The following is a 23,529-nucleotide window of genomic DNA, read 5'->3' as shown; positions in this document are numbered from 1 at the left end:
TTTAAGTTAAAGCTCCTTTTAAAAAGGTGTTCTTTGATAAAAATTCTAACAACAGGAAAACCAGCGCCGCTATGGCGAAGGGTAAAAAACACTCTGTTTTTTTATGATATTGCGTTACATCAATCTTGGCCTTCTCCATCTTATCAATCCGCTCATAAATATTTTTAAGCGACTGGTTATTAGTAGCCCTGAAATATTTACCTCCTGTAATATTGGCAATCTTGTTCAGCGTAGCCTCATCAATTTGTACCGGTACGTTTTGATACTTTATACCCATTGGCGTTTGAAACGGAAAAGGCGCGTATCCGTTAGTGCCCACACCAACCGTATATACACGTACCCCAAACTTTTTGGCAATTTCGGCAGCGGTAACCGGCGGTATCGAGCCCATATTATTTGATCCATCGGTAAGTAAAATAACCACCTTGCTTTTGGCGGTACTTTCTTTAAGCCTGTTTACAGCGGTGGCTAAACCCATGCCCACGGCAGTACCATCCTCTATCATACCGTTTTTGATATCCTGATACAGGTTGATCAACACATCATGATCGATAGTAAGCGGGCACTGCGTAAAGCTTTCACCGCTGAACACCACCAAACCTATGCGGTCATCGGGGCGGTTCTTGATAAAATCTATCGCGATCTCTTTTCCAGCCTCTAAACGGTTCGGTTTAAAATCTTCGGCCAGCATACTGCCCGAAATATCCGAAGCGATAACAATATCGATACCCTCGGTAATAGTATTTTGCCAGCTTAATGACGATTGCGGGCGAGCCAGCGCTATGATCAATGCCGATATACACAGCACACGTAACACAATACCCAAATGCCGCATGCGCGCTATCGCGCTCTTTTTCGGTAGCGCAAAACTCTTTACGGCTGATACGCTAAGGGTTCCCTGTAAATGTTTTTCGCGCCATATATAGTAGGCTATCATTATGGGAATAAGTACGAACAACCAAAAGAAACCCGGATGCGCAAACTCAAGGCTTTTAAACAGGTTGAGCATCAGCCCCTCCTTCCTCGTTGCGCAAAGGCGCGTTGGCCTGCTGTGTTTGTGTTACAAAGCTGATCGCGTTATCTATACTCTGCTCATTTTCGTGAGGCAGCGGGCGTTCTTTGGCAAACTTCACCAAATCGGCCAGTAACAATATTTGTCTCAGCTTATTGCGGTTCTCTTCGGTAATATCCATGTATTTAAGCGTCGCGAAGATCTCCTCTGATGTTTTTTCATGCGTTTTGATCACGTAACGCTTTTCGAGGTACTCACGCACTACATCGCTCAACTCAATATGATATTGTTTATAGGCATCCTGCTGCCACAGCTTTTTATCGCGCAGTTCATGCAACTTGCTTAACGCCAATGTATGCGGTGGAATAACCTCTTTTACTTCCTTCACTTCCACAACCGGTTTTGGTCGTTTTTTAAGGTACCATATAGTGCCGATGATAGCCAATACTACGGCCAAACCGATCAGTACCCAAACCCAGTTATCGCGCAGCCAATCGAAAAAAGTATACTTAACTTCTAAAGGCTGCTTAATATCAAAAATGGCTTTCGTGGTATCTACCTGTACCGATTGTACCTGCAAAGTAACCTCATTACTCTTCAACACTGCCGCGCCCGAACCAAACGAAAACGATGGTATGGTATACGTACCCGCATCAAACGAGGTAATAATGTAGCTATGTGTAACGGTTGCCAGGTTACGGTTGTCCTTATCAAAAACGGTATCAACCTTTGGGGTTTCCACTATTTGTACCTTGCCGGTTACGGTATCGGTAAGCGCAGGGAAATTGATGCGTTCTTTAACCGCTTGATGCACCACCAGGCGCAGGCGTGTTTGATCGCCAATGCGGATGGTTGGCTGATCTACCCGGGCTTCAACCTGTACGTTTTGGGCTGCTGCCTTAAAGCAAAAGCAGGTTGATATTAGGGTTAAAACAAGAAAATTATAGAAATACTGTCTCTTCATCACCTTCTTCTTTCCCGCTGTTTAAACAATGTCATTAAGGGTTTTACGTAAGATTCATGCGTGCCGATGTCGGCCGCGTCAACACCCGATCTTTTAAAGGTTTCGCTTAACAATGCTTTACGTTTTATAGCTTCGGTTTTAAAGAAGCTGCGCACTTTGGCATCTGCCGTATTTACCCATACCAGCTCGCCGGTTTCCTCATCTTTCATGGGAATCAAACCCAGGTTAGGAAACTCCTCTTCGTGCTTATCATACAAGCGCAGGGCTATAATGTCGTGCTTCTTATTGGCTATCTTCAGCTCGGCCTCAAAAGCCGGACTCATAAAATCGGAAATAACAAAAGCGGTACACTTCTTTTTGATAGCCCCGGTAAAGTACCGCAAGGCTTCGGCCAGATTAGTGCCTTTATTTTCGGGTTTAAAGTCGATCAGTTCGCGAATGATCATCAGGATATGGCTGCGCCCTTTCTTGGGCGGAATGAATTTTTCAATCTTATCGCTAAAAAAGATCACACCTACCTTATCGTTATTCTGGATGGCCGAAAAGGCAAGTACCGCGCATAATTCAATAGCCTGTTCCTGCTTCAACTGGTTAACCGTACCGAAGTTTTCCGATCCGCTTACATCCATGAGTAACATTACAGTAAGCTCACGTTCCTCATCAAATACTTTAACATACGGATGGTTGAAACGGGCGGTAACATTCCAGTCGATAGTGCGGATCTCATCGCCTACCTGGTACTCACGCACCTCGCTAAAGGCCATACCACGCCCCTTGAAGGCAGAGTGGTATTCGCCCGAAAACAGGTGATTGCTCAGTCCCCGGGTTTTGATCTCTATCTTACGAACCTTTTTTAATAACTCTTTGGTATCCTTCGCCATAGATAATAGCTATTAAGGTACTTCTACCGCGTTCAATATCCCGGTAATAATATCTTCGGATGTCATGTTTTCAGCTTCGGCTTCGTAACTTAAACCTATACGGTGCCTTAACACATCGTGGCAAACAGCTCGCACATCCTCCGGTATTACATAACCACGGCGTTTAATAAAGGCATAGGCTTTTGATGCCAGCGCCAAATTGATACTCGCCCTTGGCGACGCGCCGAAGCTGATAAGGTTTTTATAGTTAGCCAGTTTATACTGATCAGGGTAACGGGTAGCGAAAACAATATCGATAATGTATTGCTCTATCTTCTCGTCCATATATACTTCCCTAACCACCTTGCGGGCCCTTATAATTTCATCGGGCTTAATAATTGGGTTTGGTTTAAGCATACCGCCCGGCGAAATATTAGCGCGAACGATCTTCTTTTCATCCTCCTTATTAGGGTAACCGATCACTACTTTCAGCATAAAACGGTCAACCTGTGCTTCGGGCAGCGGGTAAGTACCCTCCTGCTCAATAGGGTTTTGGGTAGCCAGTACCAAAAATGGTGTAGGCAGCGGAAAGGTATTATCACCAATGGTTACCTGGCGCTCCTGCATGGCTTCCAGCAACGCGCTCTGCACTTTTGCAGGGGCACGGTTTATCTCATCGGCCAGTACGAAATTTGAAAATACAGGACCTTTACGAATGATAAATTCTTCTTTCTTTTGATTATAGATCATGGTACCCACCAAATCGGCAGGTAACAGATCGGGCGTGAATTGGATACGGCTGAAATCGGCCTGTATGGCTTTTGAAAGGGTATTGATGGCCAGAGTTTTTGCCAAACCTGGTACGCCTTCCAGCAAAATATGCCCATCAGCCAGTAAACCGATCAGCAAACGTTCTACCATGTATCGTTGTCCTACGATCACTTTATCCATCTCCATCTTCAACAAGTCGATAAAGGCGCTTTCACGCTCTATCATCTCGTTAATAGCCCTGATATCTGTTGAGTACGATGAATTACCAGCAACAGCACTCTGCGCTAAGTGCCCGGTATTACTATTTAATTCTTCCATTAAATGCTTTTTATTATTTGGTAGGCAAACTTAAACAGTGCAGCATCTTTTTGCTAAAGAAATGTAAGATTTAATTGTTAAAATATGTTAAATGGGCCTGCACACCCAAACATTATTGTACGTATTACAGCTAAGTAACGCTATAATATTGGATTGCGTGCCTGTAAAATGCAAAAAGAGCGGCACAACCGCTCTTTTTGATATGATGTTGATTTGATTGAAAACGCTGTCATTTCGAACGTAGAGAGAAATCTTCTGCTTTATCAAAGTCAACGCTTTGCGTGGTGAAGAAGATTTCTCCTCGTTCCTCGTTCGAAATGACATAAAATTATTAACCCCTAATTAGGAAATATCTCCTCCAGTTTTTTATTAAGCGATTCGCCGCGGAGGTCTTTGCCTATTATTTTGCCATCGGTGCCTACCAAGAAGCTGGCCGGTACCGCCCTTACACCGTATAGGCGACCAACGGCATTGTTCCAGCCTTTCAGGTCGGATACTTGTGTCCATGGCAGGGCGTCTTTCTGTACGGCCTCTAACCAGCGGCCTTTCTCACTGTCTAATGATACCGACAAGATGTTAAAACCCTTATCCTTATATAGTTGGTATTGTTTAGTTAAATTAGGGTTTTCGGCACGACAAGGACCACACCAGCTTGCCCAAAATTCGACCAGTACAACTTTGCCTTTATAGTCGGCCAGTGAAACAGGTTTGTTATCGGCCGTATTTTGGGTGAACATAGGCGCTACATCGCCAATTTTGGTGATACCTGCGGCGTTGATGCGTTGCTCCAATTCTTTACCTACATCAGTGGCCTTAAGGCTTTTGTTGAAGGCATTGAATATCGGCTGAATTTTAGGCACGTCAACCTTACCACCGGCTGCTTCTGATAAGGCTACCAGGCCAAAGAAAGAGTTTGGGTGTTCTTTAGCGAACTGTAGTTGTTTTTGGTTACGCTTTTCCATATTGGCACGGTAACGGGTATCTACAGCTTTTATGTAGGCTGTATCCTTTTGCTGCTCGGGCGTACCTTTCGAAAAATCGGCATTGGCTGCCTTGTTAAGTGCCATAATAGTACCGCCAATGTATTTGTTGTACGCTTCAGATTCATCGTAGATTTTTGAGCCTTTGAATATGGCATTGCCTAATGAATCTTTTGAAGTTACCGTAAAATGCTCTTTGCCAAAGTAAAAATAGATGACATCGCCGGTATAAACCGCGCGCATTTTGCCGCCGCCTGTATGGTCGAGCGCCATACGGGCGTAAGCATTGCCCGATACATGGCCTGCGAAACGAAACGCGCCATTCACCAAAACAGCCGAATCTTCGTGACTTGCGCCATTGTCCATATAATCGATGTAAGCCTTAGCCGGTTTGTTTAGCTGGCCAATTTTAGCGTTAAGGCTAAAATTGGGGAGCGGTTTCTTTTGCGCCTGCGCCATAAACGGCACTATAGATGCGAGTAGTAATAATTTAATTTTCATGCTTTTATGAGTTCAGTTTATTCTGTGATTTAGTTTTGTGTGTTGCTATTTTTAAGCGCGTTAATTACAAGTTGCCTGATAACCGCGGCAGGGATTGCCAGCGTACTGGTGCGGCTAAATCTTGCTATATTTATACCGTAAAAATTGCTGTCGGTATCAAATACAGGGCCGCCGCATTGGGTAGCTTTTATAACGGCATCATGGGTAAATACCTTTTCAAAGCCGTCCCTCCTTATGCTTTTACCCCCCGCGAACATTTCGGCAGGATGATTAGATGCCATTGACGGTCTGCTGATCAACGTGATCTCTTTGGTGAGTGTATTACCTGCATGCGATACTTTGAATGTTACCTTATCGCCGGGCCAGTACTTTTGCAGTTCAGCGCCATAGTCTTCAGGCTTTTGCATGGGTTTATCGTTGATGTTCAGCACCTGGTCGCCAATTTCGAGGCCGGCCTCACTTGCCGGTGAATTAGGTTGAATACGGGTTAATACCAGCGGCCCTTCCTTGTACGCTATTGCCGCGCCCAAAAAGCCTGTGCTAAATACTTTTGGCTGATTGATTTGCATACTCCCCAAAACACTGACCGCGCCAACAGTATCGGGCAGCGGCGATAACAGTAGTTTACCTAACCCGTTAAAGGCTAATGTATCATTTTTTACAGCGTTTAACTTTATACCGTTTTTAATAGCGGCAGGTGCTTGCAGCAGCACTATATCATTCGTTTTGTCACGAGCTAAGATATTTAATTTAAAAGACTTACCCCCACCAGTAGAAATAATCGGTTCATCACCAACCATAGAGCTTTTACTGATGATAATTGTTTTGTACGGAAGCCCCATACCATCCAGCCAAAGCGTTGTACCATTAATGCTTTGTTGATGCGCGGCTATCGTGCTGGTGATTTTTATGGTATTGCCGGCCAATTTTGAAAGGTCTGTTTTAAACTGTTCGCTAACGTTTGTTAGCGCAGGTATAGCGAGGATCTTATTTGCGAAAGGATCAGCATCTACAGAATCTTTTTGAACAGGCAGGGCTTTATAATCTTCAACCTTATTTAAGGCCGACCAGTAGGTACGGTAATAATCAACAGGAATTTCATAGTTGGTAGCTTCATCAACATTGATGGCGCTGTGCAGGGCTATCACCCGCCCCATATAATCAAAAAGCGGGCCGCCGGAATCACCGGGTTCCATAATGCAGGTTGATTGTACAAAGCCTAAATCATTCTTCATATTAGTAATCCGCCCGAACCTTACTGATGGTAAGCGCTGATTAAGCGTTTCAGGATAGGCTATGCTGATACAAGGTTCGTTCACTTTTAAGGCTGATGACCTGGCCATTTCGGCGTATGGCCAACTGCCCTGCGTAATTATCTTCATCATGGCTACATCGGGCGCTATAGGGTTAGCCTCGTAAGTGATACGGCCTAATGCCAACGCGATGGCTTCCTTACCATTGGGAAACACCACCTTGTAAGTTTTACCTACTACGGTTGTATGCGCGGCGGTAAGTATATAACCATCCTGAGTCACCACCACGCCGCTGAACTGCGCGCTCATCTGCATTTTTGATACGGTATCGAAACCCCACATCCGCACACTGGCCGGATAAGCTTTTTCTATTGCTTTGCGCAATGTAACCTCCAATGTTTTACGATCAAATTTTTGACCATAAATAATTGATGGTAATAATATTACGAATAATACAACTACAAATAGTTGAAGTTTTTTCATGTTATAAATATAAGACGATAGCAGGGTATATTACGGCCATCAACCCGGTGTAATTATTAATGGATGTGTAAAAAACCCGGCATCAAACCACACATGATGCCGGGAAACTAATTAACTATAAAGAACGAATCGGTTTAGGCTATTTATTGGCATTTACCTGCTGATTGATACCCGTTTCGGCGGCAGCCAAATCGGGATCGGTAAGCAGGATATTGTTATCGGCATCTAACAGGAACATGGCGGGTACACCGCTTAAATTATATTTTGTGCTGATGGCCGCGGCATTACCCGGATCGGCAAGGTTAACCCAGGGCATCTTTTCCTGGCTAACCGCTTTTTTCCAGGCCGATGCTTTTTCATCAACCGAAATACTTACTATGGATAAGCCTTTATCTTTATACTCGCTGTAAAGCTCCTTTAAAGCCGGAATTTCCTTTCGGCAAGGGAAACACCAGCTCGCCCAAAAAACCACCAGTGTAGCCTTTTTACCTTTGATAGAATTAAGCTTTTGTTTGTGCCCCGCTGTATCCGCGTATTCAAATGCCGAAAAAATTGTGGCCTTGGTACTATCACACAGTAATCTATTTGTATTGTATTTGTGCGCATGCACACTTTCGACTGCATGCACTCTAAAGGTCGCTATGTTAAAGACAAGTAAAACAACTGCTGCCAGCTTGAAAAATTTCATATATACAAATGATTTACAACACCTTAACATCAATCAGCTTCTTTGTTGGTTGCAGGCATTTGTTTTTATCACATACCTGGTAGTACAAACCGCACTTTATCACCGAACCAACTTTGGCATTACTCACCGTTATGGTAAATGAGGGATTATCTTCAAATACGAATATGCCCTCACCACCCTCAAAGGCAACCGGGGCCGAGGTTTGCCAGTCACCTTGCTGCTTCGCTCCTGCCGGAAGTTCAAGCAGGGTTTCAGTTTGAATGAAAGGACTTTCTTTAGGCAGATAAGCGTAGATATGCCAGCCTTTTAATATGTTGGCATTCACTGTTATCTGGCTGGTACCTTTTTCTTTACCGGGTGCAATGCGGGCAGTTACAATCACCGGATCTTTCAGGCTTGGTGCTACTGCGGTGGTTTCGGCGGCTAATTCAATTTTCGCAGGTTTGCGTATCATTGATAAAGCGCCGTAAGTATTCACCATAAACTTAAAGCCGCCTGCTTCCGTGAAGAAAAGGTTGTTTCTGTTCTTATCAAACCAGTTTCTCCATTCGATGGCAGTGGTGAATTTTTCGGTAGTGTAACGTTCTAAAATGCGTTGTGCCATGGCGGCATCTTCATTGCTTTCCAGCATTTTGATGCTTTTGTCTAATATAGCCGTGCTGCGGTTTGATATGCCTAACTTTTGGGCATCGGTATCCAGTTGCAGCGAGTACGCGTCAGAAGGGTAAAAGTATTCATAGTTATCACGATAATATTTGTGATACAAAGCCGTGTTAGTTCCAAATTGGGCGAATAATTCGGGTGATGCGTAACCTTTAAGGTAGTCCTCAAATGATTGCGTATCGTTAGTCACCGGCATTTTCAAAAACATTTCATTGGCACGGCCAATATCTTCACCCTTAGCTTGCTTATCGCGCAGGTCCTGCTGTAATTTAAGCATGCGCTTGTTACCCTCAATACGCGATGCGATGGCTGCTTTATACTGCTTTTCATCCAACCGGTATATCTTTTCGTCGATGCCGCCGCGGCTTTCTATCTGTACCTTTTTAACGATAGCGGGCTTGTGATCATATTTTTTAATGTAGCAAACCGTGTTTATGAAAACCAGTTTGGCTTCGGCAGTCATAAAATTGGGTGAACCCGCAAAGCCCCACATAAAGTAATTACCCTGCCGGCCCAAAGCCACAGCCTCGGCATTTTTCAAGCAAACACCACCCGAAATAGCCTCCGCATCGGGCGAATCGTCAAAGCCTTCGCCATGCGAAACCATACCGATGAGGTATTTGGTATTGGTAGAAAAACCTTCGGTAACCACCTTCCAGCGCGGCATTTGCTTAGGTGTTGTAAGTGCCTGGTAGCCGTTAAAAAACGACTCGGGCGTGGGTTTGGTAACCATGGTTAGGTTTACCTTGTTAGGCGTATTAAAAATTGGGTGCCGGGTACGTACGTTTAAGGCTTCGTCATCCAGGCACTGGCAATACCAATCAAACTTTAAACCGATAGGCAAGCCCACATTAGGTGCCATAGCCGCTATCAGTATAGTTGGTCTGTCGAAATTGGCAGGCAACTGAATTGGCCCGGCATCCACAATAGTTACATCGTACAGGTTTGACATTTCGGCTTTATAATCGGCCACATCAACCACACCAACATTAGTAAAGTTGTTTTGCAAAAAAGCCTTAAAATCGGGCATCCTGTTTTTGTATATCTCGGCATACCTGTCATCGGTGGTCATGTAGTACACCAATTTTTCAGGCATAGGTTTCCGTGGGTCATAGCCCACATACAGCACCCGCAGCGGGATCTTTTTCGCAGGTTTTTTACCCCCATCGGCCATGGCCTGCATCAGGGTAAAAACCGACAATAATACTAACAGTAACTTTTTCATAAACAATTATTTACAGCTTATTATTTGGTGTGGTACAACAGGTTAAATCTAACCTGTTTAATAATCATATTTTACGTTCGGAAAGTCTTTTTGAGCCTGCCTGAACTGCGCCTCCCATTCATCCGGCCAGCCGAAAGCGATGGTTGCCTGCTCTTTAAGATTGGCACCTGCCGCGCCACTCCAAAAGTGGATGAACTCGCCCCAGTTCAAATCCCTGTTCTCCACATTTTTCGATAACGTTTCAAAATAGCGGCTTAGTAATTTACCGCCACCATATTTTTTGTAGATGGGGTAAAACCAGTTTTTGAACCATTGTGTATTTGGCCGCGGAAAGGTATCGTAAGTATTTTGCATCTGGTAATACTCCCGTGAGGCTTCATCTTCCCTGCCAATGTGCAGCAATACGTCGTAAACAAATATTTCGGCGAATTTGCTATCCCCCCAAATGTTCTGGTCCTCATGCTGCCTGCCGAATGACGCGTTTGCCACGATATGGCCGATCTCGTGGATAGGTAAACCGATCTGCTCACCGGTTGGGTATGTCCAGCTGCCCAAGCCGTTATCAATTACGTTACGGTTGTCGTGCGATGCATCCATGTACGATGCCGGGTGACCGCCGCCTAAATTATTGGTAGTATCTACCGTTTTATGGCATATTACAAACAAGCGTTTATCTGTACCGAAAGTGCCGTAGTTTTCAATCACATAAGCCCATGAATCAGACATGGCCTTGTTTAACCAGGTAATTGATCTGTCCATGTTATTATCGTAATACAAAGCAAGATGTTCATCATAATACACCCTGTCCAGTACCTGGTGATGGTATCCCCAGTGTTCTTTCCATACTTTGGGCGGAGCGCCTTCCGGGTCAATTTCTACTTCATCAGTTTTGCTTTTCGATTTACTGCACGATGCTATTACCAATACAGCCATCAGCAGGCTCATCAGCAATATTAAACTCTTTATAAATTTCATGATCTGTTTAAAATGATAAGGTTTAGTTTTTTGATACAACATCAACAGGTGTGCCCGGTATGCCATTAATGGTTTTCTTGATACGGCCGTTAACGCCCACGCTTACATCCAAAATCATGATAGCGCCCTCTACTCCCGCGGTTAGCACGGTGGCATCGGCGTTCAGTTTTAAGGTGGTTACCTTTTTACCGCCAAAATTAGCATCCAAAGCACGCAGATCCTGATTTATGGGATTGTATCGGTATATTTTATCGTTTGATGTAAAGTAGAATACATCAACATAAGAGCGCTGCCACTTGGTATCGGCATTAACCAGCGAAGCGCCTTTGAACACTCTTTTATAATTTGGCGCTATTACCCGCTCTACCGCGTAATTATCCATTTTAATGTTGAATGATAATTCTATAACCTGTCCATCGCTATCCTTAAAAAAAGCATAGGTATTACCCGATACCGGCTGCATATATAACAAATCGCTCATGCCAATATTGGTTGGGTCGAAGGCTTTACCGTCAACATCGTACTGGGTGCCTAAATAGGCGCCTTCACTACTGAACGACACAAATGCCTTGCTCTTTTTATCGAACCCAAAATAAAAACTATTGGTATTGCCATAAAATTTCGACAATTCATAATCGCCGGCCTGTGGATTAGAGAACTTACCCCAATCTTCGGCAAATGGCGCGGTTTGGGTGATGCTCAGGTATAGTTTATTATTTATGATGCCGGTAGCATAGCCTTTTGCTGCTTCAAAATACTCGGGGTTAACCTCAGTGGGCGCGGCAAAAAATTGATCGCGGAAGTCACGCTTTTTAAGCATTGTACTGCCATTGATCACTACACTGCTTTTTGTTTTATCGCCGCATATAACCCAATAATCTTCTACAGTGCCGGGTTGGTATGGCAGCGGCCTCGCGAACAATTGCAAAGGTTCGGCAGGCAAATTTTCGCCATGCAGGGCAAAATACAAGTTGCTCAAAACCGTAACACTATCCGGTTTAATGAACGAGAGCTTGGTAATGCCGTTATCTACACTTAAAACAGTTATACCTTTAGAGAATTGCGTTTGGCCTGATATTTTGAACGGATAAAAGTATTTGATATCGTTACGTTTATCAGTAATGGTCAGTTTAGCGGTACGTACCTTGGGGCCAAGGTTATACACAATTTTAAGCGGATAGCCTGTGTAATGATCTGCACGGGCCTCTTCATCAACCAGTATTTCCCAATCGTAAGTAAGATCTTTCGTGGCATCGGCACCCTTTAACTCAACATACGGTTGCAGTACCAGTGTATCGCCTACAATGGCATCAAACGTTTGATCCTTAAAATTAACTACCTCCGGCTCTGTTGGCGGCGAGTAGCTGTAATTACCCAGGTCTTTTTTACAGGAGTAAACAGCCAAAATAATAATTATATATGCAAAAAATGATTTAAACTTCATGATGTTGTTTGTTTAGGCATTAAGGCATTTCAATAATGTCGCCGGTTTCACTATCAATAAAAAAGTATAGCTTGTTTGATGGAAAATACTTGTACAGGTATTTTTTAGTCGGCGCGTTTATATTATAAAATTCATAATCGGCGGTACCATCTTTTTTGGTGATGACGTACCCTTTCTCCGGGTATTTATTAACCCATGCAAAAGCATCGCGCAGAAAAATGCGCGTGTTTTCTATATAATACAGGTTACGCGGAATCTGGAAATTGGGGTCGCCATCAAAAAGATTGATCAGATCGCGCGTGCCCGATGAGATAAGGAATAATTGATGCTTGGTACGGCTATACTGCCCAATTTCACCCTCCCATTTAATATTCCACCAGTTAGGTTTCTCTAACCTGTTTGAAAATAATATGGTTTTTGTACGCAGGCTATCCGGAATACCATTTTTAAAATCGCCATCGCCGGATACTCGAACCGTGAGTATCACAGATTTGTTATTTAGCGAAGTATCAATGTTCTTAACTATTACGGGTACATGCACCACGCCCGAATCTTTAGGCATTACATAGCTGCTTTTTAACGGCTCGTAATGCAGCGGGCTGGTGGCCGTGGTTCCCTTATCAATAACGGTAAACTTGAAGGTACGATCATGATCGACCCTGTTGCCTGATATAATAACGGGTACCCAAACGGTGTCTTTTTCTATACCGGGTGTATAGGCAAATGAATAGGTTAGCGTATCGGTAGTGCGGTAGTTTAAATAAATGTTATCATCACTGCTGTAAAATAATTTGCCATCCTTTTTACATGCAAACAGCATTGTGCAGGCAATTACAGCAAAAACTATATATTTTTTCATCTTAGTAATAATTAATTGTTACTGTAAGCGCCTTCATCAACCGGTATCGGGAACACGAATATTTTATCAGACGGGGCTATGTTTAAAGCCGTTGAAGAAATAACAGCGTGATTTAAGCGCTTATACATATAAAACAACTGGCTTTCGCCGTAAAACTCCTTACGTGCCTCACGGATCAGCAGATCAATAAATTCGTTCTTGTTGGCTACGCCGGTAATATCATCGCCAATACCCCTGTTTTTCCTTACGGTATTGTAATAATCAAGCGCCTGCGCAATATTGCTGTCAAAGCTTGCTTCGGCCGCTATGTAATACATTTCGCTCAGGCGCATAGCCGGTGCAACCAACGGATGGCGGTTTTTGATGGGTGCGGTGTTGTTAATATACTTTTGCAGTAAGGCACGGGTAGTAGTGCTTGAGGTAATCTTTGTTTTAAAGAACCACATACGTGCCCGCCAGTCGCTACCGCCTGATTGCCCGGCCTCATATATATCATCAATTTGTGTTTCGGTAGATGTAAATGAGGGGTTACTGTTTGAATACAGCCTGGTCAGATCATCTTTAATTTGACCATTATCATTAATGTACCATGCGCTTACCAGCTCTTTGTAAAATATACGGTCGCGTTTGGTAATATCGCTTTCATTAAAATCAGTACCATTTGTCCACGGGAAGCGATTTGATTTGATCACTTCTTCTGCCGAAGCCAGGCTGTTCACCATATCGTTTTTGTACAGGTATATACGTGCCAGTTCGCCGCACACAGTGTAATAGTTCATACGGTGGCGTCTGTTCTGTAAAAACAATTCGGGATTGTTCACCTCGGGGTTGCCCACATCATCAGGGTAGCCAACAGAATAGCCGGACAATATTGGATCGCTGGTTTTAAGCAAGACTTTCGCGGCTTTAAGATCTTCAATCATCTTATCCAAAGCCTCGGTAACGGTAGAGAACTTGGTACTTTTGGTGCTTACGGTTGTAACGTAAGGTATGGCCTTAGCTGCCGGGTTGCTTTTGTACGATGGCGCGAACATGCGCAGCAAATCAAAATGCAGGTAGGCACGTAAGGTTAAGGTTTCGCCCTTTATCAACTCGTAATTATTACCCTTGAACAGCGCTTTTTTAGCATCTATATTTTCGAGGATGTTGTTACAATTGGCAATGGCACGGTACATGGTAACCCAGATAGTATAGTTGCGGTTGATCATGTCGGGATAGGTATAATCAAACTTTTCTATCCGGCGATAACCTGCATCGTTAAAATCATAGTTTTGGGCCATAATATCCAGGTAGCCAAAAGTTAGGTTTTCGCCGTATAATGAGGTAGAAGCGCACAAAACATATACTCCGTTTAGCGCCTCTTTAAAACCTTCCTCTGTTTTAAAAAGCTCTGTTTTATCTATTTGCGATTCCGGTTTTACATCCAGAAACTTATTGCATGATGTAAAGGCCATCAGCATTGTTATCATATATATAAACTTCTTCATTTGCTGATTTTAAAATGTGGCTAATAATGAAAATGTTACTCTGCGGGCGAACGGATAATTGATACCCCGTTCAATTTCGATACTTGATGCACGGAATACATCGTTCATGGCTATGGATGGCCGTAAGCTTTGGAACCCGATGCGTTTGGCTACTTCCTTTTTAAGATCGTAAGAAAGGTTTACCGATTGCAGCTCCAACAGGTTCTCTTTTTGTACAAAGCGCGATGTGGCGAATGTTGTACCCAGATCGGCTATATTTTTATAGAAGGTAACATCACCCGGTTTTATCCAGCGCTGCTCCAAGGCGCGGCGATCAACATTAAAACGGGGATCGGCATTTTCAACACGGTCAACCAGGGTTTGGTTATACATTTGTCCGCCGAGCCTGTAATACATGCTAAAGCTTAACTGAAACTGCTTGTAAGTAATATTACCGCCAAAGTTACCGGCCACAGTAGGCGTTTCGTCGCCAACCGGCTGGGTGTCTTTCACATCATAATCATAAGTGATAGAACCATCTTTTTTCACGTATATCTCCCTGCCTGTTTCCGGGTCGATGCCGAGCGAGCGTACAGCGTAAATGGTATTGAGCGATTGCCCCTCATTATAACGCAACAGCGGCGTACCCTTAAAGTCAGGATTACTGGTTTGCAAGTCGTCAATCCTGTCGTTATAGGCCTTTAATGAACTGGCAATCTTTACTATTTTATTGGTGTTATGGGCAAGGTTACCAATAAGGTTAATGTTCCAGTCTTTTGAACGGTAGGCATTCACGGTTACATAAAGCTCATAACCCTCGTTCAGCATATCGCCAAGGTTTTCTTTATAAGTAGTAAAACCGGTAGATGGCGACAGGTTAATATCAGTTAACAAACCTTTGGTTAGCTTATGGTAATAGCGTGGATTGATAAGCAATCGGTCTTTAAACAACCCAAAATCGATACCTAAATCATAATTGATTGTTTTTTGCCACTCCAGATTCTCATTGCCATAGCCATTAACCAAAGCACCTATACCTGTTGAATACCAGTTGGATGTTTGATAACTATATATTGATTTAGACAAGTAAGCCGGGAAAGATACCGAGCCGGTTAAACCTGCCGTCGCTGTCAGTTTCAACCTTGATATGCCGGTATTGGCCATAAATGCTTCCTTGTGCATGTTCCAGCCTATACCACCGCTGTAAAACGGCGCAAAACGACGTTCGCTGCCAAAAGCCGATGAACCATCCAAACGGTAATTTACATCGAGCAGGTATTTGTTTTTGAAGGAATAGTTACCCGAAAAGAAAGTACCGATCAGCCTGTTTAATGATACGTTACCATACGGCGCCGAATTAGGCGTATAGGTACGGGCGAAACCGATATTGGTAAACCTGTCGTTTGTAAAGCCACGGGCTTCAATGTTCTTGTCGTCAAACTTGTCCGACGTTACGTTAACCCCCAGGTTAAAGTTGAGCGAGTGATCGTTAATTTGTTTATTATATAACAGGCGCACGTTACCATCCAGAGAAAGCTGATCACCGCTGGCGTAACGGTAACGGCCTCGATTTTGGATCTCGCTTGCGGGGCCTTCATAGAACTCGTTATTTAAAGGCGACTGGAATTGGTCGGCAGTGCTTTTAACCTTGGTTAAGCTCATTACACCCTTCAGCCTGAATACCGGGCTGATGTACCAATCGGCCGAGAAGGCGTTGATAATTTCGAGGTAAGACGATTTATCAAAGTTACCCAATGTTGATTCAAACAACGGGTTATAAACCGGGCGGTTTTGGTATTGATCGGCACCCTGCCCGCCGGTGTTTACGTTCCAGTTGGCCAGTTCACGTATAATATTACCGTTGGCATCAGTGATAGGGTAATACGGGTTCATGTACACGTAGGTAGCAAAATCGCCGTATTTTGAGTTATTGCTGCTCACTTGGCTAATGCTCAGATCATTACGCAGTATAAGTTTCTTGCTTGGGTTATAGGTAAAGCTCATACCACCGGTATAGCGGTTACGGTCAGATCCTTTCATTACACCCGGATCGGTTTGATAGCGAAGATCTATACCATACCTGAATGTTGAATCGCCACCCTGCGCATAAACAGAATGTTTTTGCCCATACGAATTGCGCAACGGTTGTGATAACCAGTAGGTATTAACACCGCTCACCACATTTTTAAGTTTATTGTAATAGTTCTGCTGTATCTCATCTGCCGAACCACCGGTGATACCTCCATAGTTATATAACCCTGCAAGCCTTTCGTATTCCAGTTTTTCGGTGGCGTTTAGCACATGGTAAGCGCTCAGGTCGGGTGCGTTTACGTATAGCTCGTAATTGTAATTGAGTTGCAGCTTACCCGGTATCGGCGCTTTGGTAACAATAACCATTACACCGTTTGCAGCCCTCGAACCATACACAGCCGTAGCTGCTGCATCTTTTAATATGGTAACGCTTTCCACCCGGTTAATATCCAGATCGGTTATTTTTTGCAGCGATACTTCAAAACCATCCAAAATGAACGTAGGCAGGTTATAGTTGCTGGCCAGGTTATTACGATCGAGCACATTATCGGTTATAGAAGGCAGCGCGGTTGCTCCCCTTACATTAATATTGGGCAAAGCATTGGGGTTTGATCCTGCCAGGTTATTATCCAATATTCTGAACGAAGGATCATAAGCCTGCACACCTTTCAGTAAACTGGTTGAGTTAAAGCGGCGCAGGTCATCGCCTTTTATGGTGACCGCGTTACCTGTATACGTTTCTTTCTTAAGGGTTTGGTAACCGGTAATTACCACATCATTCATGGCAGTTACCTGCACATCAAGGCTTATCGTTAAAAACTCGTTATCGGTAATTTTTACTTCTTTAGGTTTAAAACCTAAAAAGCTAACCATCAGCACATCGCCAACTTCGGCATTTATTTTAAATTCGCCTTTATCGTTAGTTTGCGCCCATACAGCCTTGTTACCTTTAATGGCAATGGTAGCGCCCGCGATGGGGTTTTTATTTTCGGTTTCAATTACCTTACCGCTTACCTGTATCTTTTTATCAGTGGTAGCTATTTGCAGGTCACCTTCTCCACGGTTACGTATCACTATCGTTTTATCAACTATGGTATATACAAGCTTAAGATTAGCCAGGCAGGTATTAAGCGCTTCGGTAAGTGGTACATTCTTCAGATCAACATCCTGTTTTGGTGTGCTTACATTTACACTGCTGGTATAAAAGAAGAGGTATCCGGTTTGCTTCTTTATATCTTTAAAAATAGTTTCCAAAGAGGCATCATGCCGCGAAATGGTTACATTTTGCGAGTAAACGGCTGCCGAAAGATGCAGTGAACCTATAATTAAAAGAAGAACAGTCAATTTCATGACCATAAATAATTTGCACTTTACCCTCCGTATTGAGCATACGGAATTGTAAAGAAGAGTTAATTTCATACTTTTGAATAAGATTGGGGTTAATAAATGCAGCTTGGCATCAACATCTTGCTGCTCGACCTTTTTTGGGCCGAAAGCGGTGAGAGGCTTTCGGCTTTTTTTGTCATTATGGGGTTTTAAACTATTGTATGTAGCGTTCCTATCATCGGCAATTTTTAAGCGTTAAAGAATCAGTTAATTAGTTGTTTAGTATTTTTTACTTGCAGATGCCTTGTAGGATACTTTCATATTCTTCCCATCAAGAGCTATATCTACGTTATTGTATTCCAGTATTTTTATTACTTCAGATAACTTGCTGTCGCGGGATATTTCGCCGTTAAAGCCATCCGCGGGAAACGCGCCTTCGTACGCCACATTTACATCGTACCAGCGGGCTACCTGCCGCATTACAGAGCGGATATCATCATTCTCAAAAGAGAATACCCCATTTTTCCAGGCCAGTTCTTTATCCAGATCGATAGTGTGTTTGGCGATAGTTGCAACCGCCGTTTTACCGGCAACCGCCTGCTGCCCCGGAATAATAATTACCGACTGATAAGGAACCGATACCTTAACCGAGCCTTCGGCCAGTGTGGTTTTTATTACGCTTTCATCCGGATAGGCATTGATATTAAAGTGGGTGCCTAATACCTCCACGGTTTGCAAGCCTGTTTTCACCCTGAAAGGCATAGCCTTGTTTTTGGTAACCTCAAAATAAGCTTCGCCGGTAAGGGTAACCAAACGTTCGTTACCGGTAAAGGCAGATGGGTAGGTTAATGAAGATGCCGCGTTTAAAAGCACGGTAGTACCATCGGGCAGTACAACCTGGTACTGCCCGCCTTTAGGCGTTGAAAATACGTTTTGACTGATCTCGTCCGAAGCATCGCCAGTAGCGGCTGTATAAACGATACGACCATCGGCAGTTTTAGAGATGCTCACACCGCCTTGTTTAGCTATCTCGCCCTTGGCAATATCATCCAGTACTATCTTTTTACCATTAGCTAAAGTCAACACGGCCTTGTTTCCGCCGGGATTAATATCGGCTACAGTTTGCACTGTTTGCTCACGATGCTTTTTATTCAGCATGAAATAACCTGCAACACTGCAAAACACCAATACAGATGCTGCCACAGCGTATTTAACCCATGCCGAACGTACACCTCTAACACGCGATTGTTTATTGAACTGGTCTACCCGCTCATCAACATTTTGTTTGATGGCCAATTTGATATGATCGTACTCCTGTTCGTTTTCAGCAGTGATCTGATCTTCGTTTACTTCGAACAGGTCGTAGTACTTTTCCAGAAATTTCACTTCCTCGGCGGTGGCGGTACCAAGTCTGTATTTCTTTAATATTTCCAGAAAATATCGTCTGTTAAGCTCTTCCATTTATCATTTTATAACTACATGAGTCGTAAAAATGAAAATAGCCCATTCAAAATGAAAATATTTTTAATTTTTTAAAACAGAATTAACAATAGAGTGTATACAAAGACCTTGACAAGGACCATGATTAATAAGATTATTGGATTTACTTGATTTCAAGATCACCCTTTGAGACAAATTGATGGGCATTTTACCTATCGACACAAAAGAATAATAGGACATTGAGCAATAAAAGCGATGATTTTATTGTAGCCAACGATTTCCCGATTTGATTACGGACGGTTTTTGGGGACAAATTCAAAATTTCGGCAATCTGCTGGCTCGAAAGATCTTCTTCGTATCGCATTTTGAATATTATTCGCTGCTGTTCGGGCAGCGCGTTTACCAGATCATTAAAAGCCTGCACAAATTCTTCGTGCAACATGCCCGAATCGGCCTCGCCATGCGCACTCTTCAGTTGGTCGACAGTATCGGGCAGGGCCGCGTATCTGCTTTCTTTTTCCAGGTGCTTAAAAACACTGTTACGTGCCGCTACCAGTAAATAGGCCGGTAAATTATCAATGGGCGCTGTTGAAGCCCTCGTCCATAATTGTACAAAAACATCCTGTGCAACATCCTGCGCCTGGTCGGCATTGTTGAGGCGTTTATAAGCTGCATTGTAAACATGTTTCCAATATTTATAATACAAATTATTGAACGCGCGCCTGCTTCCCTCACTTAACTGCCGTAATAATTCGGCATCATCTACACTATATAAATTATACACTGACATTCAACCCTACCAATGTAATAAATTATATGTTGTTGCTTATATTTCTGTGTTAATTTTCTATAAAATATCCGGCTGCCTGCAAGCAATTTATCAATACCCTAATATATATTAACCTAAGCGATATTAGCGCTAATTATGCCTTATTACCTCAATACGCTAATAAAACGATTTCGCAGGATACCTGTATTAAGGTTAATTTCATAAATTTGCTATTAACCTATCGGCATATAAGGCAAAAACCGGTGGGTTACCTATTAAGTATCCCTACATTTAATTTAGCTAATTAGTTATGTTCCTGATTATTATAAACATTATTTTCTGCCTTTCGTTTGTGGTTTTCGCCTACCTCAACCTAAACGATGTTGACCCATGGCTTTGGGTACCTATTTACTTGAGTGCCGCTATTTGCTGCGGTTTAGTGGCTTTCGGCCAGTTCTATCCTGTAATATATTTATTACTTATCGCTTTTTACCTGGTATATGCCGCCCTGCTTTTCTTTGCTAAAGATGGCGTGCGCGACTGGATAACGAAATATAACAAACCAAGCCTGGTTGAAACCATGCAAGCCGAGAAACCTTACATTGAAAAAACACGGGAGTTTTTTGGATTGCTTATTATTGCGGGCGCACTGCTTATAAATTATATAGCAGCTTAACCGTATTTACCAACCCGTAATTATTAAACACTTGCTATTTGTTTTGTATGTTTAATTATGATGTAGAAAGATTAAAGGCCGCCCTAACGGAAATTATTATACAAAATATTAGCCCGGATGCCCGGGGCTGGCTGCAAACCCAAACAGGTACACCTGTATCGGCAGCAGCATTTAATGGCGCGTTTGCCGCGATGCCCCGTAAAACTGGTAAGGCTCTCGTCAATATCAGTACTGAAACTGCCGCTGAACTATCCGCTATCCGGAAGAATTTTTCCATTGAAGGTTGGTCGGTTGACAGGCTGGCAAGGGTGTGGCTGTTGCTACAACTTGACGCCACTGACAAGAGTGCCTATCAGCGCAGCATAGAAACACTTTTTTTGGCAGCCGAAATGAACGAGCTGGTCGCTTTGTATTCGGCTTTACCGCTGCTGGCCTACCCCGAAATATGGGTACACCGCTGTACCGAAGGTAACCGCAGTAATATAGGTATTGTGCTGGAAGCGCAAATGTACCATAACCCCTACCCGGCCGAAAACCTGCCGCAACCGGCATGGAACCAACTGGTGCTGAAAGCCTTCTTCACCGAAAAACGGCTCGACCTGATCACAGGCTTGGATGAACGGGCGAATATTGAGCTTGCCCATACCCTAAGCGATTATGCCCGCGAACGATGGGCGGCCGGTCGTAAAACCGACCCGATGCTATGGCGATTGGTTGGCCGTTTTATTGACGATAAAATATTTGATGATATTAATATAGGTATAGTTAATAACGATAGCCTCGAAAAAGAAGCCATTGCCTTGGCCATTACCGAAAGCGACTACCAACCTGCAAAAGACCTGCTGAACCAAAACGCTGTTTTACAAGCGGCGACAGGGAAAAAAACAAGCTGGGAAAGCTTCATCAACCAATAAAAGAATACGATTAAACAGATAAAGATATGTGTTGCAGCAATTTTGAAGACAGGGAGCAAACACCGGGCGCAAAACCCGAGTTTTTTGATATAAGCGCCGTACAGGGGATGCGTTTCTTTGATCCGCATGTACACATGACGTCGCGCACTACTGATGATTACCAGGCCATGGCCGATGCCGGTGTGGTAGCATTAATTGAACCCGCCTTTTGGCTGGGACAGCCACGTACCGGTGTTGATAGTTTTAGAGATTATTACAACAGCCTGGTTGGCTGGGAAAGGTTCCGTTCGTCGCAGTTCGGTATCAAGCATTATTGTACCATCGGCCTTAACTCGCGCGAAGCGAATAATGAAGCCCTTGCCGAGCAGGTAATGGAAATTTTGCCGCTGTTTGTTTATAAAGAAGGTGTGGTAGGTATAGGTGAGATCGGCTTTGACGACCAAACCGCTGCCGAAGAAAAATACTATCGCCTGCAACTCGAACTGGCTAAAGAGGCCAGCTTACCAGTGCAGATACACACTCCGCACCGCGATAAAAAGAAAGGCACCCAACGCAGTATGGATATCGCTATTGAGCACGGCATCGATCCGTATAGTGTGATCATCGACCATAACAATGAGGAAACGGTTAAAGAAGTGTTAGATCGTGGTTTTTGGGCGGCATTCACTATTTACCCGTTCACCAAAATGGGTAACGAGCGGATGGTTGAGGTAGCAAAACAATACGGATCAGAACGTATAATGATTAATTCGGCTGCCGATTGGGGTATTAGCGATCCGTTGGCGGTGCCAAAAACCGCGGCCTTGATGAAAGCCCGTGGCTTAAGCGATCAGGATATCGAACTGATCACTTACCGTAACGCCATCACCGCGTTCGCGCAAAGCGGACAAATTGACGAGGCAGATTTTGCCGCGGTAAAAAACATCGATCAAAGCGTAAAATTTGAGGGCAACAGCATTCTGCGAGGCGGGCAACAACCACGTATCGATAAATCATCCATCATCATAAGCTAACAGGAGTTTTGAAGAAAGCATTCATTTACTTACAACTCATGAGGCCGGCCAACATAGTTACCTCGGTAGCCGATGTTTTGGCGGGTATTGCCATTGCCTGTGTGCTTAGCAGCACATTTTTTGAGGTGTGGCCCTCTGTCCTGTTGCTTTGTATTTCAACAGCCTGCTTGTACGGCGGCGGCATTGTGTTTAACGACGTATTTGATGCCGACCTTGATAAAATAGAACGCCCCGAACGTGCCATACCATCGGGCAGGGTAAGCTTGCAGGAAGCTACCATTTTAGGAATGGTATTATTAGGCGCGGGAATTATACTGGCTTTAATCAGCTCGCAAACATCGGGTATTTTCGCGGCAGCTATTTCTGTTTGCGCTTTGGTATACAATAAATGGGGTAAACATCATCCTTTCTTTGGCCCGCTTAATATGGGTATGTGCCGTGGGTTGAACCTGTTACTGGGCATCAGCATTATTGCCGGAGCCGTTGCGCACTGGTATGTATTGGCCATTGCCCCAGTAGCCTATATATTTTCTATCACCATGACGAGCCGCGGAGAAGTACATGGCGGTAATAAAACCAACTTATACATCGCTGCGTTTTTATATGCCGCGGTTATCGGTTTTATCACCTATTTCTCATACACCAATAACCGTTTATTATGGTCGCTGGTGTTTTTACTGCCATTTGCCTGGATGATATTTAAACCTTTGCTAAAAGCCATACAAGAACCTATTGGTAAAAACATTGGTAAGGCGGTAAAAGCCGGGGTAATATCCTTAATATTAATGGATGCTTCGTGGGCGGTTACTTTTAGCTCAATAATACCGGCTATTATTATAGCATGCTTATTACCGGTATCTATGTGGCTGTCGAAAACATTCGCGGTCACCTAATCAAT

General features: G+C 43.6%; 19 protein-coding genes. 4 read left to right on the top strand and 15 right to left on the bottom strand.

Annotation, left to right across the window (positions count from 1 at the left end; all coding sequences use genetic code 11):
- Nucleotide 1: 1 nt before the first annotated feature.
- The 15 genes from AC07NA_RS00715 to AC07NA_RS00645 all read right to left on the bottom strand — a co-directional run bounded on the left by AC07NA_RS00715 (nt 2) and on the right by AC07NA_RS00645 (nt 20,049).
- Nucleotides 2-1,009 (bottom strand): vWA domain-containing protein, encoded by a 1,008-nt coding sequence (locus AC07NA_RS00715; RefSeq protein ID WP_494894795.1) that lies wholly within the window; start codon nt 1,007-1,009, stop codon nt 2-4.
- Nucleotides 993-1,976, bottom strand: a complete 984-nt coding sequence (locus tag AC07NA_RS00710; protein ID WP_494894793.1) for a BatD family protein — start codon at nt 1,974-1,976, stop codon at nt 993-995. Before AC07NA_RS00710 ends, AC07NA_RS00715 begins: the two co-directional genes overlap by 17 nt.
- Complete coding sequence (locus AC07NA_RS00705; protein ID WP_345209601.1) at nt 1,976-2,857, bottom strand: DUF58 domain-containing protein; 882 nt, start codon at nt 2,855-2,857, stop codon at nt 1,976-1,978. The genes AC07NA_RS00710 and AC07NA_RS00705 overlap by 1 nt, the downstream gene beginning before the upstream one ends.
- Nucleotides 2,858-2,869: 12 nt before the next feature.
- Nucleotides 2,870-3,925, bottom strand: coding sequence for an AAA family ATPase (locus tag AC07NA_RS00700; RefSeq protein WP_425562919.1), 1,056 nt, complete (start codon nt 3,923-3,925; stop codon nt 2,870-2,872).
- A gap of 338 nt (nt 3,926-4,263) precedes the next feature.
- Nucleotides 4,264-5,406 carry a redoxin domain-containing protein gene (locus AC07NA_RS00695; protein WP_494894790.1) on the bottom strand — a complete coding sequence of 381 codons (1,143 nt, stop codon included), beginning with the start codon at nt 5,404-5,406 and terminating at the stop codon, nt 4,264-4,266.
- A 29-nt stretch (nt 5,407-5,435) separates the two neighbouring features.
- A complete protein-coding gene (locus AC07NA_RS00690) occupies nt 5,436-7,142 on the bottom strand; it encodes a S1C family serine protease (RefSeq protein ID WP_494894788.1) in 1,707 nt (568 codons plus the stop codon).
- A 139-nt stretch (nt 7,143-7,281) separates the two neighbouring features.
- A complete protein-coding gene (locus tag AC07NA_RS00685; RefSeq protein ID WP_494894786.1) occupies nt 7,282-7,830 on the bottom strand; it encodes a TlpA family protein disulfide reductase in 549 nt (182 codons plus the stop codon).
- 13 nt (nt 7,831-7,843) lie between these two features.
- Nucleotides 7,844-9,718 carry a protein-disulfide reductase DsbD domain-containing protein gene (locus AC07NA_RS00680; RefSeq protein WP_494894784.1) on the bottom strand — a complete coding sequence of 625 codons (1,875 nt, stop codon included), beginning with the start codon at nt 9,716-9,718 and terminating at the stop codon, nt 7,844-7,846.
- A 57-nt stretch (nt 9,719-9,775) separates the two neighbouring features.
- Nucleotides 9,776-10,693 (bottom strand): hypothetical protein, encoded by a 918-nt coding sequence (locus AC07NA_RS00675; RefSeq protein WP_494894782.1) that lies wholly within the window; start codon nt 10,691-10,693, stop codon nt 9,776-9,778.
- A gap of 22 nt (nt 10,694-10,715) precedes the next feature.
- Nucleotides 10,716-12,137: a PKD-like family lipoprotein gene (locus AC07NA_RS00670; protein WP_494894780.1), complete on the bottom strand. Its 1,422-nt coding sequence runs from the start codon at nt 12,135-12,137 to the stop codon at nt 10,716-10,718.
- Between the two features lie 19 nt (nt 12,138-12,156).
- Nucleotides 12,157-12,996, bottom strand: a complete 840-nt coding sequence (locus AC07NA_RS00665) for a DUF4843 domain-containing protein (protein ID WP_494894779.1) — start codon at nt 12,994-12,996, stop codon at nt 12,157-12,159.
- Nucleotides 12,997-13,007: 11 nt separating this feature from the next.
- Complete coding sequence (locus AC07NA_RS00660) at nt 13,008-14,483, bottom strand: RagB/SusD family nutrient uptake outer membrane protein (RefSeq protein ID WP_494894778.1); 1,476 nt, start codon at nt 14,481-14,483, stop codon at nt 13,008-13,010.
- A gap of 9 nt (nt 14,484-14,492) precedes the next feature.
- A complete protein-coding gene (locus AC07NA_RS00655; RefSeq protein WP_494894777.1) occupies nt 14,493-17,843 on the bottom strand; it encodes a SusC/RagA family TonB-linked outer membrane protein in 3,351 nt (1,116 codons plus the stop codon).
- A gap of 255 nt (nt 17,844-18,098) precedes the next feature.
- Nucleotides 18,099-19,280: a FecR family protein gene (locus tag AC07NA_RS00650; protein WP_494894775.1), complete on the bottom strand. Its 1,182-nt coding sequence runs from the start codon at nt 19,278-19,280 to the stop codon at nt 18,099-18,101.
- Nucleotides 19,281-19,467: 187 nt separating this feature from the next.
- Nucleotides 19,468-20,049, bottom strand: coding sequence for an RNA polymerase sigma factor (locus tag AC07NA_RS00645; RefSeq protein ID WP_494894774.1), 582 nt, complete (start codon nt 20,047-20,049; stop codon nt 19,468-19,470).
- 289 nt (nt 20,050-20,338) lie between these two features.
- Here AC07NA_RS00645 and AC07NA_RS00640 point away from each other — a divergent pair, with 289 nt between their 5' ends.
- From AC07NA_RS00640 to eboC, 4 genes are read left to right on the top strand one after another with little or no spacing between them, the layout of a single operon-like run.
- Nucleotides 20,339-20,704: a transmembrane 220 family protein gene (locus AC07NA_RS00640; protein ID WP_494894773.1), complete on the top strand. Its 366-nt coding sequence runs from the start codon at nt 20,339-20,341 to the stop codon at nt 20,702-20,704.
- Between the two features lie 47 nt (nt 20,705-20,751).
- The gene (locus AC07NA_RS00635) at nt 20,752-21,618 is read left to right on the top strand and encodes an EboA domain-containing protein (RefSeq protein ID WP_494894771.1); all 867 of its coding nucleotides are present in this window, start codon (nt 20,752-20,754) and stop codon (nt 21,616-21,618) included.
- A 26-nt stretch (nt 21,619-21,644) separates the two neighbouring features.
- The gene (locus AC07NA_RS00630; RefSeq protein WP_494894769.1) at nt 21,645-22,631 is read left to right on the top strand and encodes a TatD family hydrolase; all 987 of its coding nucleotides are present in this window, start codon (nt 21,645-21,647) and stop codon (nt 22,629-22,631) included.
- 8 nt (nt 22,632-22,639) lie between these two features.
- The gene (gene eboC / locus AC07NA_RS00625) at nt 22,640-23,524 is read left to right on the top strand and encodes a UbiA-like protein EboC (RefSeq protein ID WP_494894767.1); all 885 of its coding nucleotides are present in this window, start codon (nt 22,640-22,642) and stop codon (nt 23,522-23,524) included.
- Nucleotides 23,525-23,529: the final 5 nt, after the last annotated feature.

Source organism: Mucilaginibacter sp. GW821-FHT07G05, assembly GCF_059418565.1.
Note: the sequence above shows the minus strand (reverse complement) of the source record. Positions and strands in the feature narration are given on the sequence as shown.

Excerpts from the sequence above, each read along its gene's own strand:
- AC07NA_RS00635 (WP_494894771.1), top strand. The coding sequence starts at position 20,752 with ATGTTTAATTATGATGTAGAAAGATTAAAGGCCGCCCTAACGGAAATT.
- AC07NA_RS00705 (WP_345209601.1), bottom strand. The coding sequence starts at position 2,857 with ATGGCGAAGGATACCAAAGAGTTATTAAAAAAGGTTCGTAAGATAGAG.
- AC07NA_RS00680 (WP_494894784.1), bottom strand. The coding sequence starts at position 9,718 with ATGAAAAAGTTACTGTTAGTATTATTGTCGGTTTTTACCCTGATGCAG.
- AC07NA_RS00715 (WP_494894795.1), bottom strand. The coding sequence starts at position 1,009 with ATGCTCAACCTGTTTAAAAGCCTTGAGTTTGCGCATCCGGGTTTCTTT.
- AC07NA_RS00660 (WP_494894778.1), bottom strand. The coding sequence starts at position 14,483 with ATGAAGAAGTTTATATATATGATAACAATGCTGATGGCCTTTACATCA.
- AC07NA_RS00645 (WP_494894774.1), bottom strand. The coding sequence starts at position 20,049 with ATGTCAGTGTATAATTTATATAGTGTAGATGATGCCGAATTATTACGG.
- AC07NA_RS00685 (WP_494894786.1), bottom strand. The coding sequence starts at position 7,830 with ATGAAATTTTTCAAGCTGGCAGCAGTTGTTTTACTTGTCTTTAACATA.
- AC07NA_RS00695 (WP_494894790.1), bottom strand. The coding sequence starts at position 5,406 with ATGAAAATTAAATTATTACTACTCGCATCTATAGTGCCGTTTATGGCG.
- AC07NA_RS00650 (WP_494894775.1), bottom strand. The coding sequence starts at position 19,280 with ATGGAAGAGCTTAACAGACGATATTTTCTGGAAATATTAAAGAAATAC.
- AC07NA_RS00700 (WP_425562919.1), bottom strand. The coding sequence starts at position 3,925 with ATGGAAGAATTAAATAGTAATACCGGGCACTTAGCGCAGAGTGCTGTT.
- AC07NA_RS00630 (WP_494894769.1), top strand. The coding sequence starts at position 21,645 with ATGTGTTGCAGCAATTTTGAAGACAGGGAGCAAACACCGGGCGCAAAA.
- AC07NA_RS00690 (WP_494894788.1), bottom strand. The coding sequence starts at position 7,142 with ATGAAAAAACTTCAACTATTTGTAGTTGTATTATTCGTAATATTATTA.
- AC07NA_RS00670 (WP_494894780.1), bottom strand. The coding sequence starts at position 12,137 with ATGAAGTTTAAATCATTTTTTGCATATATAATTATTATTTTGGCTGTT.
- AC07NA_RS00640 (WP_494894773.1), top strand. The coding sequence starts at position 20,339 with ATGTTCCTGATTATTATAAACATTATTTTCTGCCTTTCGTTTGTGGTT.
- AC07NA_RS00655 (WP_494894777.1), bottom strand. The coding sequence starts at position 17,843 with ATGAAATTGACTGTTCTTCTTTTAATTATAGGTTCACTGCATCTTTCG.
- AC07NA_RS00710 (WP_494894793.1), bottom strand. The coding sequence starts at position 1,976 with ATGAAGAGACAGTATTTCTATAATTTTCTTGTTTTAACCCTAATATCA.
- AC07NA_RS00665 (WP_494894779.1), bottom strand. The coding sequence starts at position 12,996 with ATGAAAAAATATATAGTTTTTGCTGTAATTGCCTGCACAATGCTGTTT.
- AC07NA_RS00675 (WP_494894782.1), bottom strand. The coding sequence starts at position 10,693 with ATGAAATTTATAAAGAGTTTAATATTGCTGATGAGCCTGCTGATGGCT.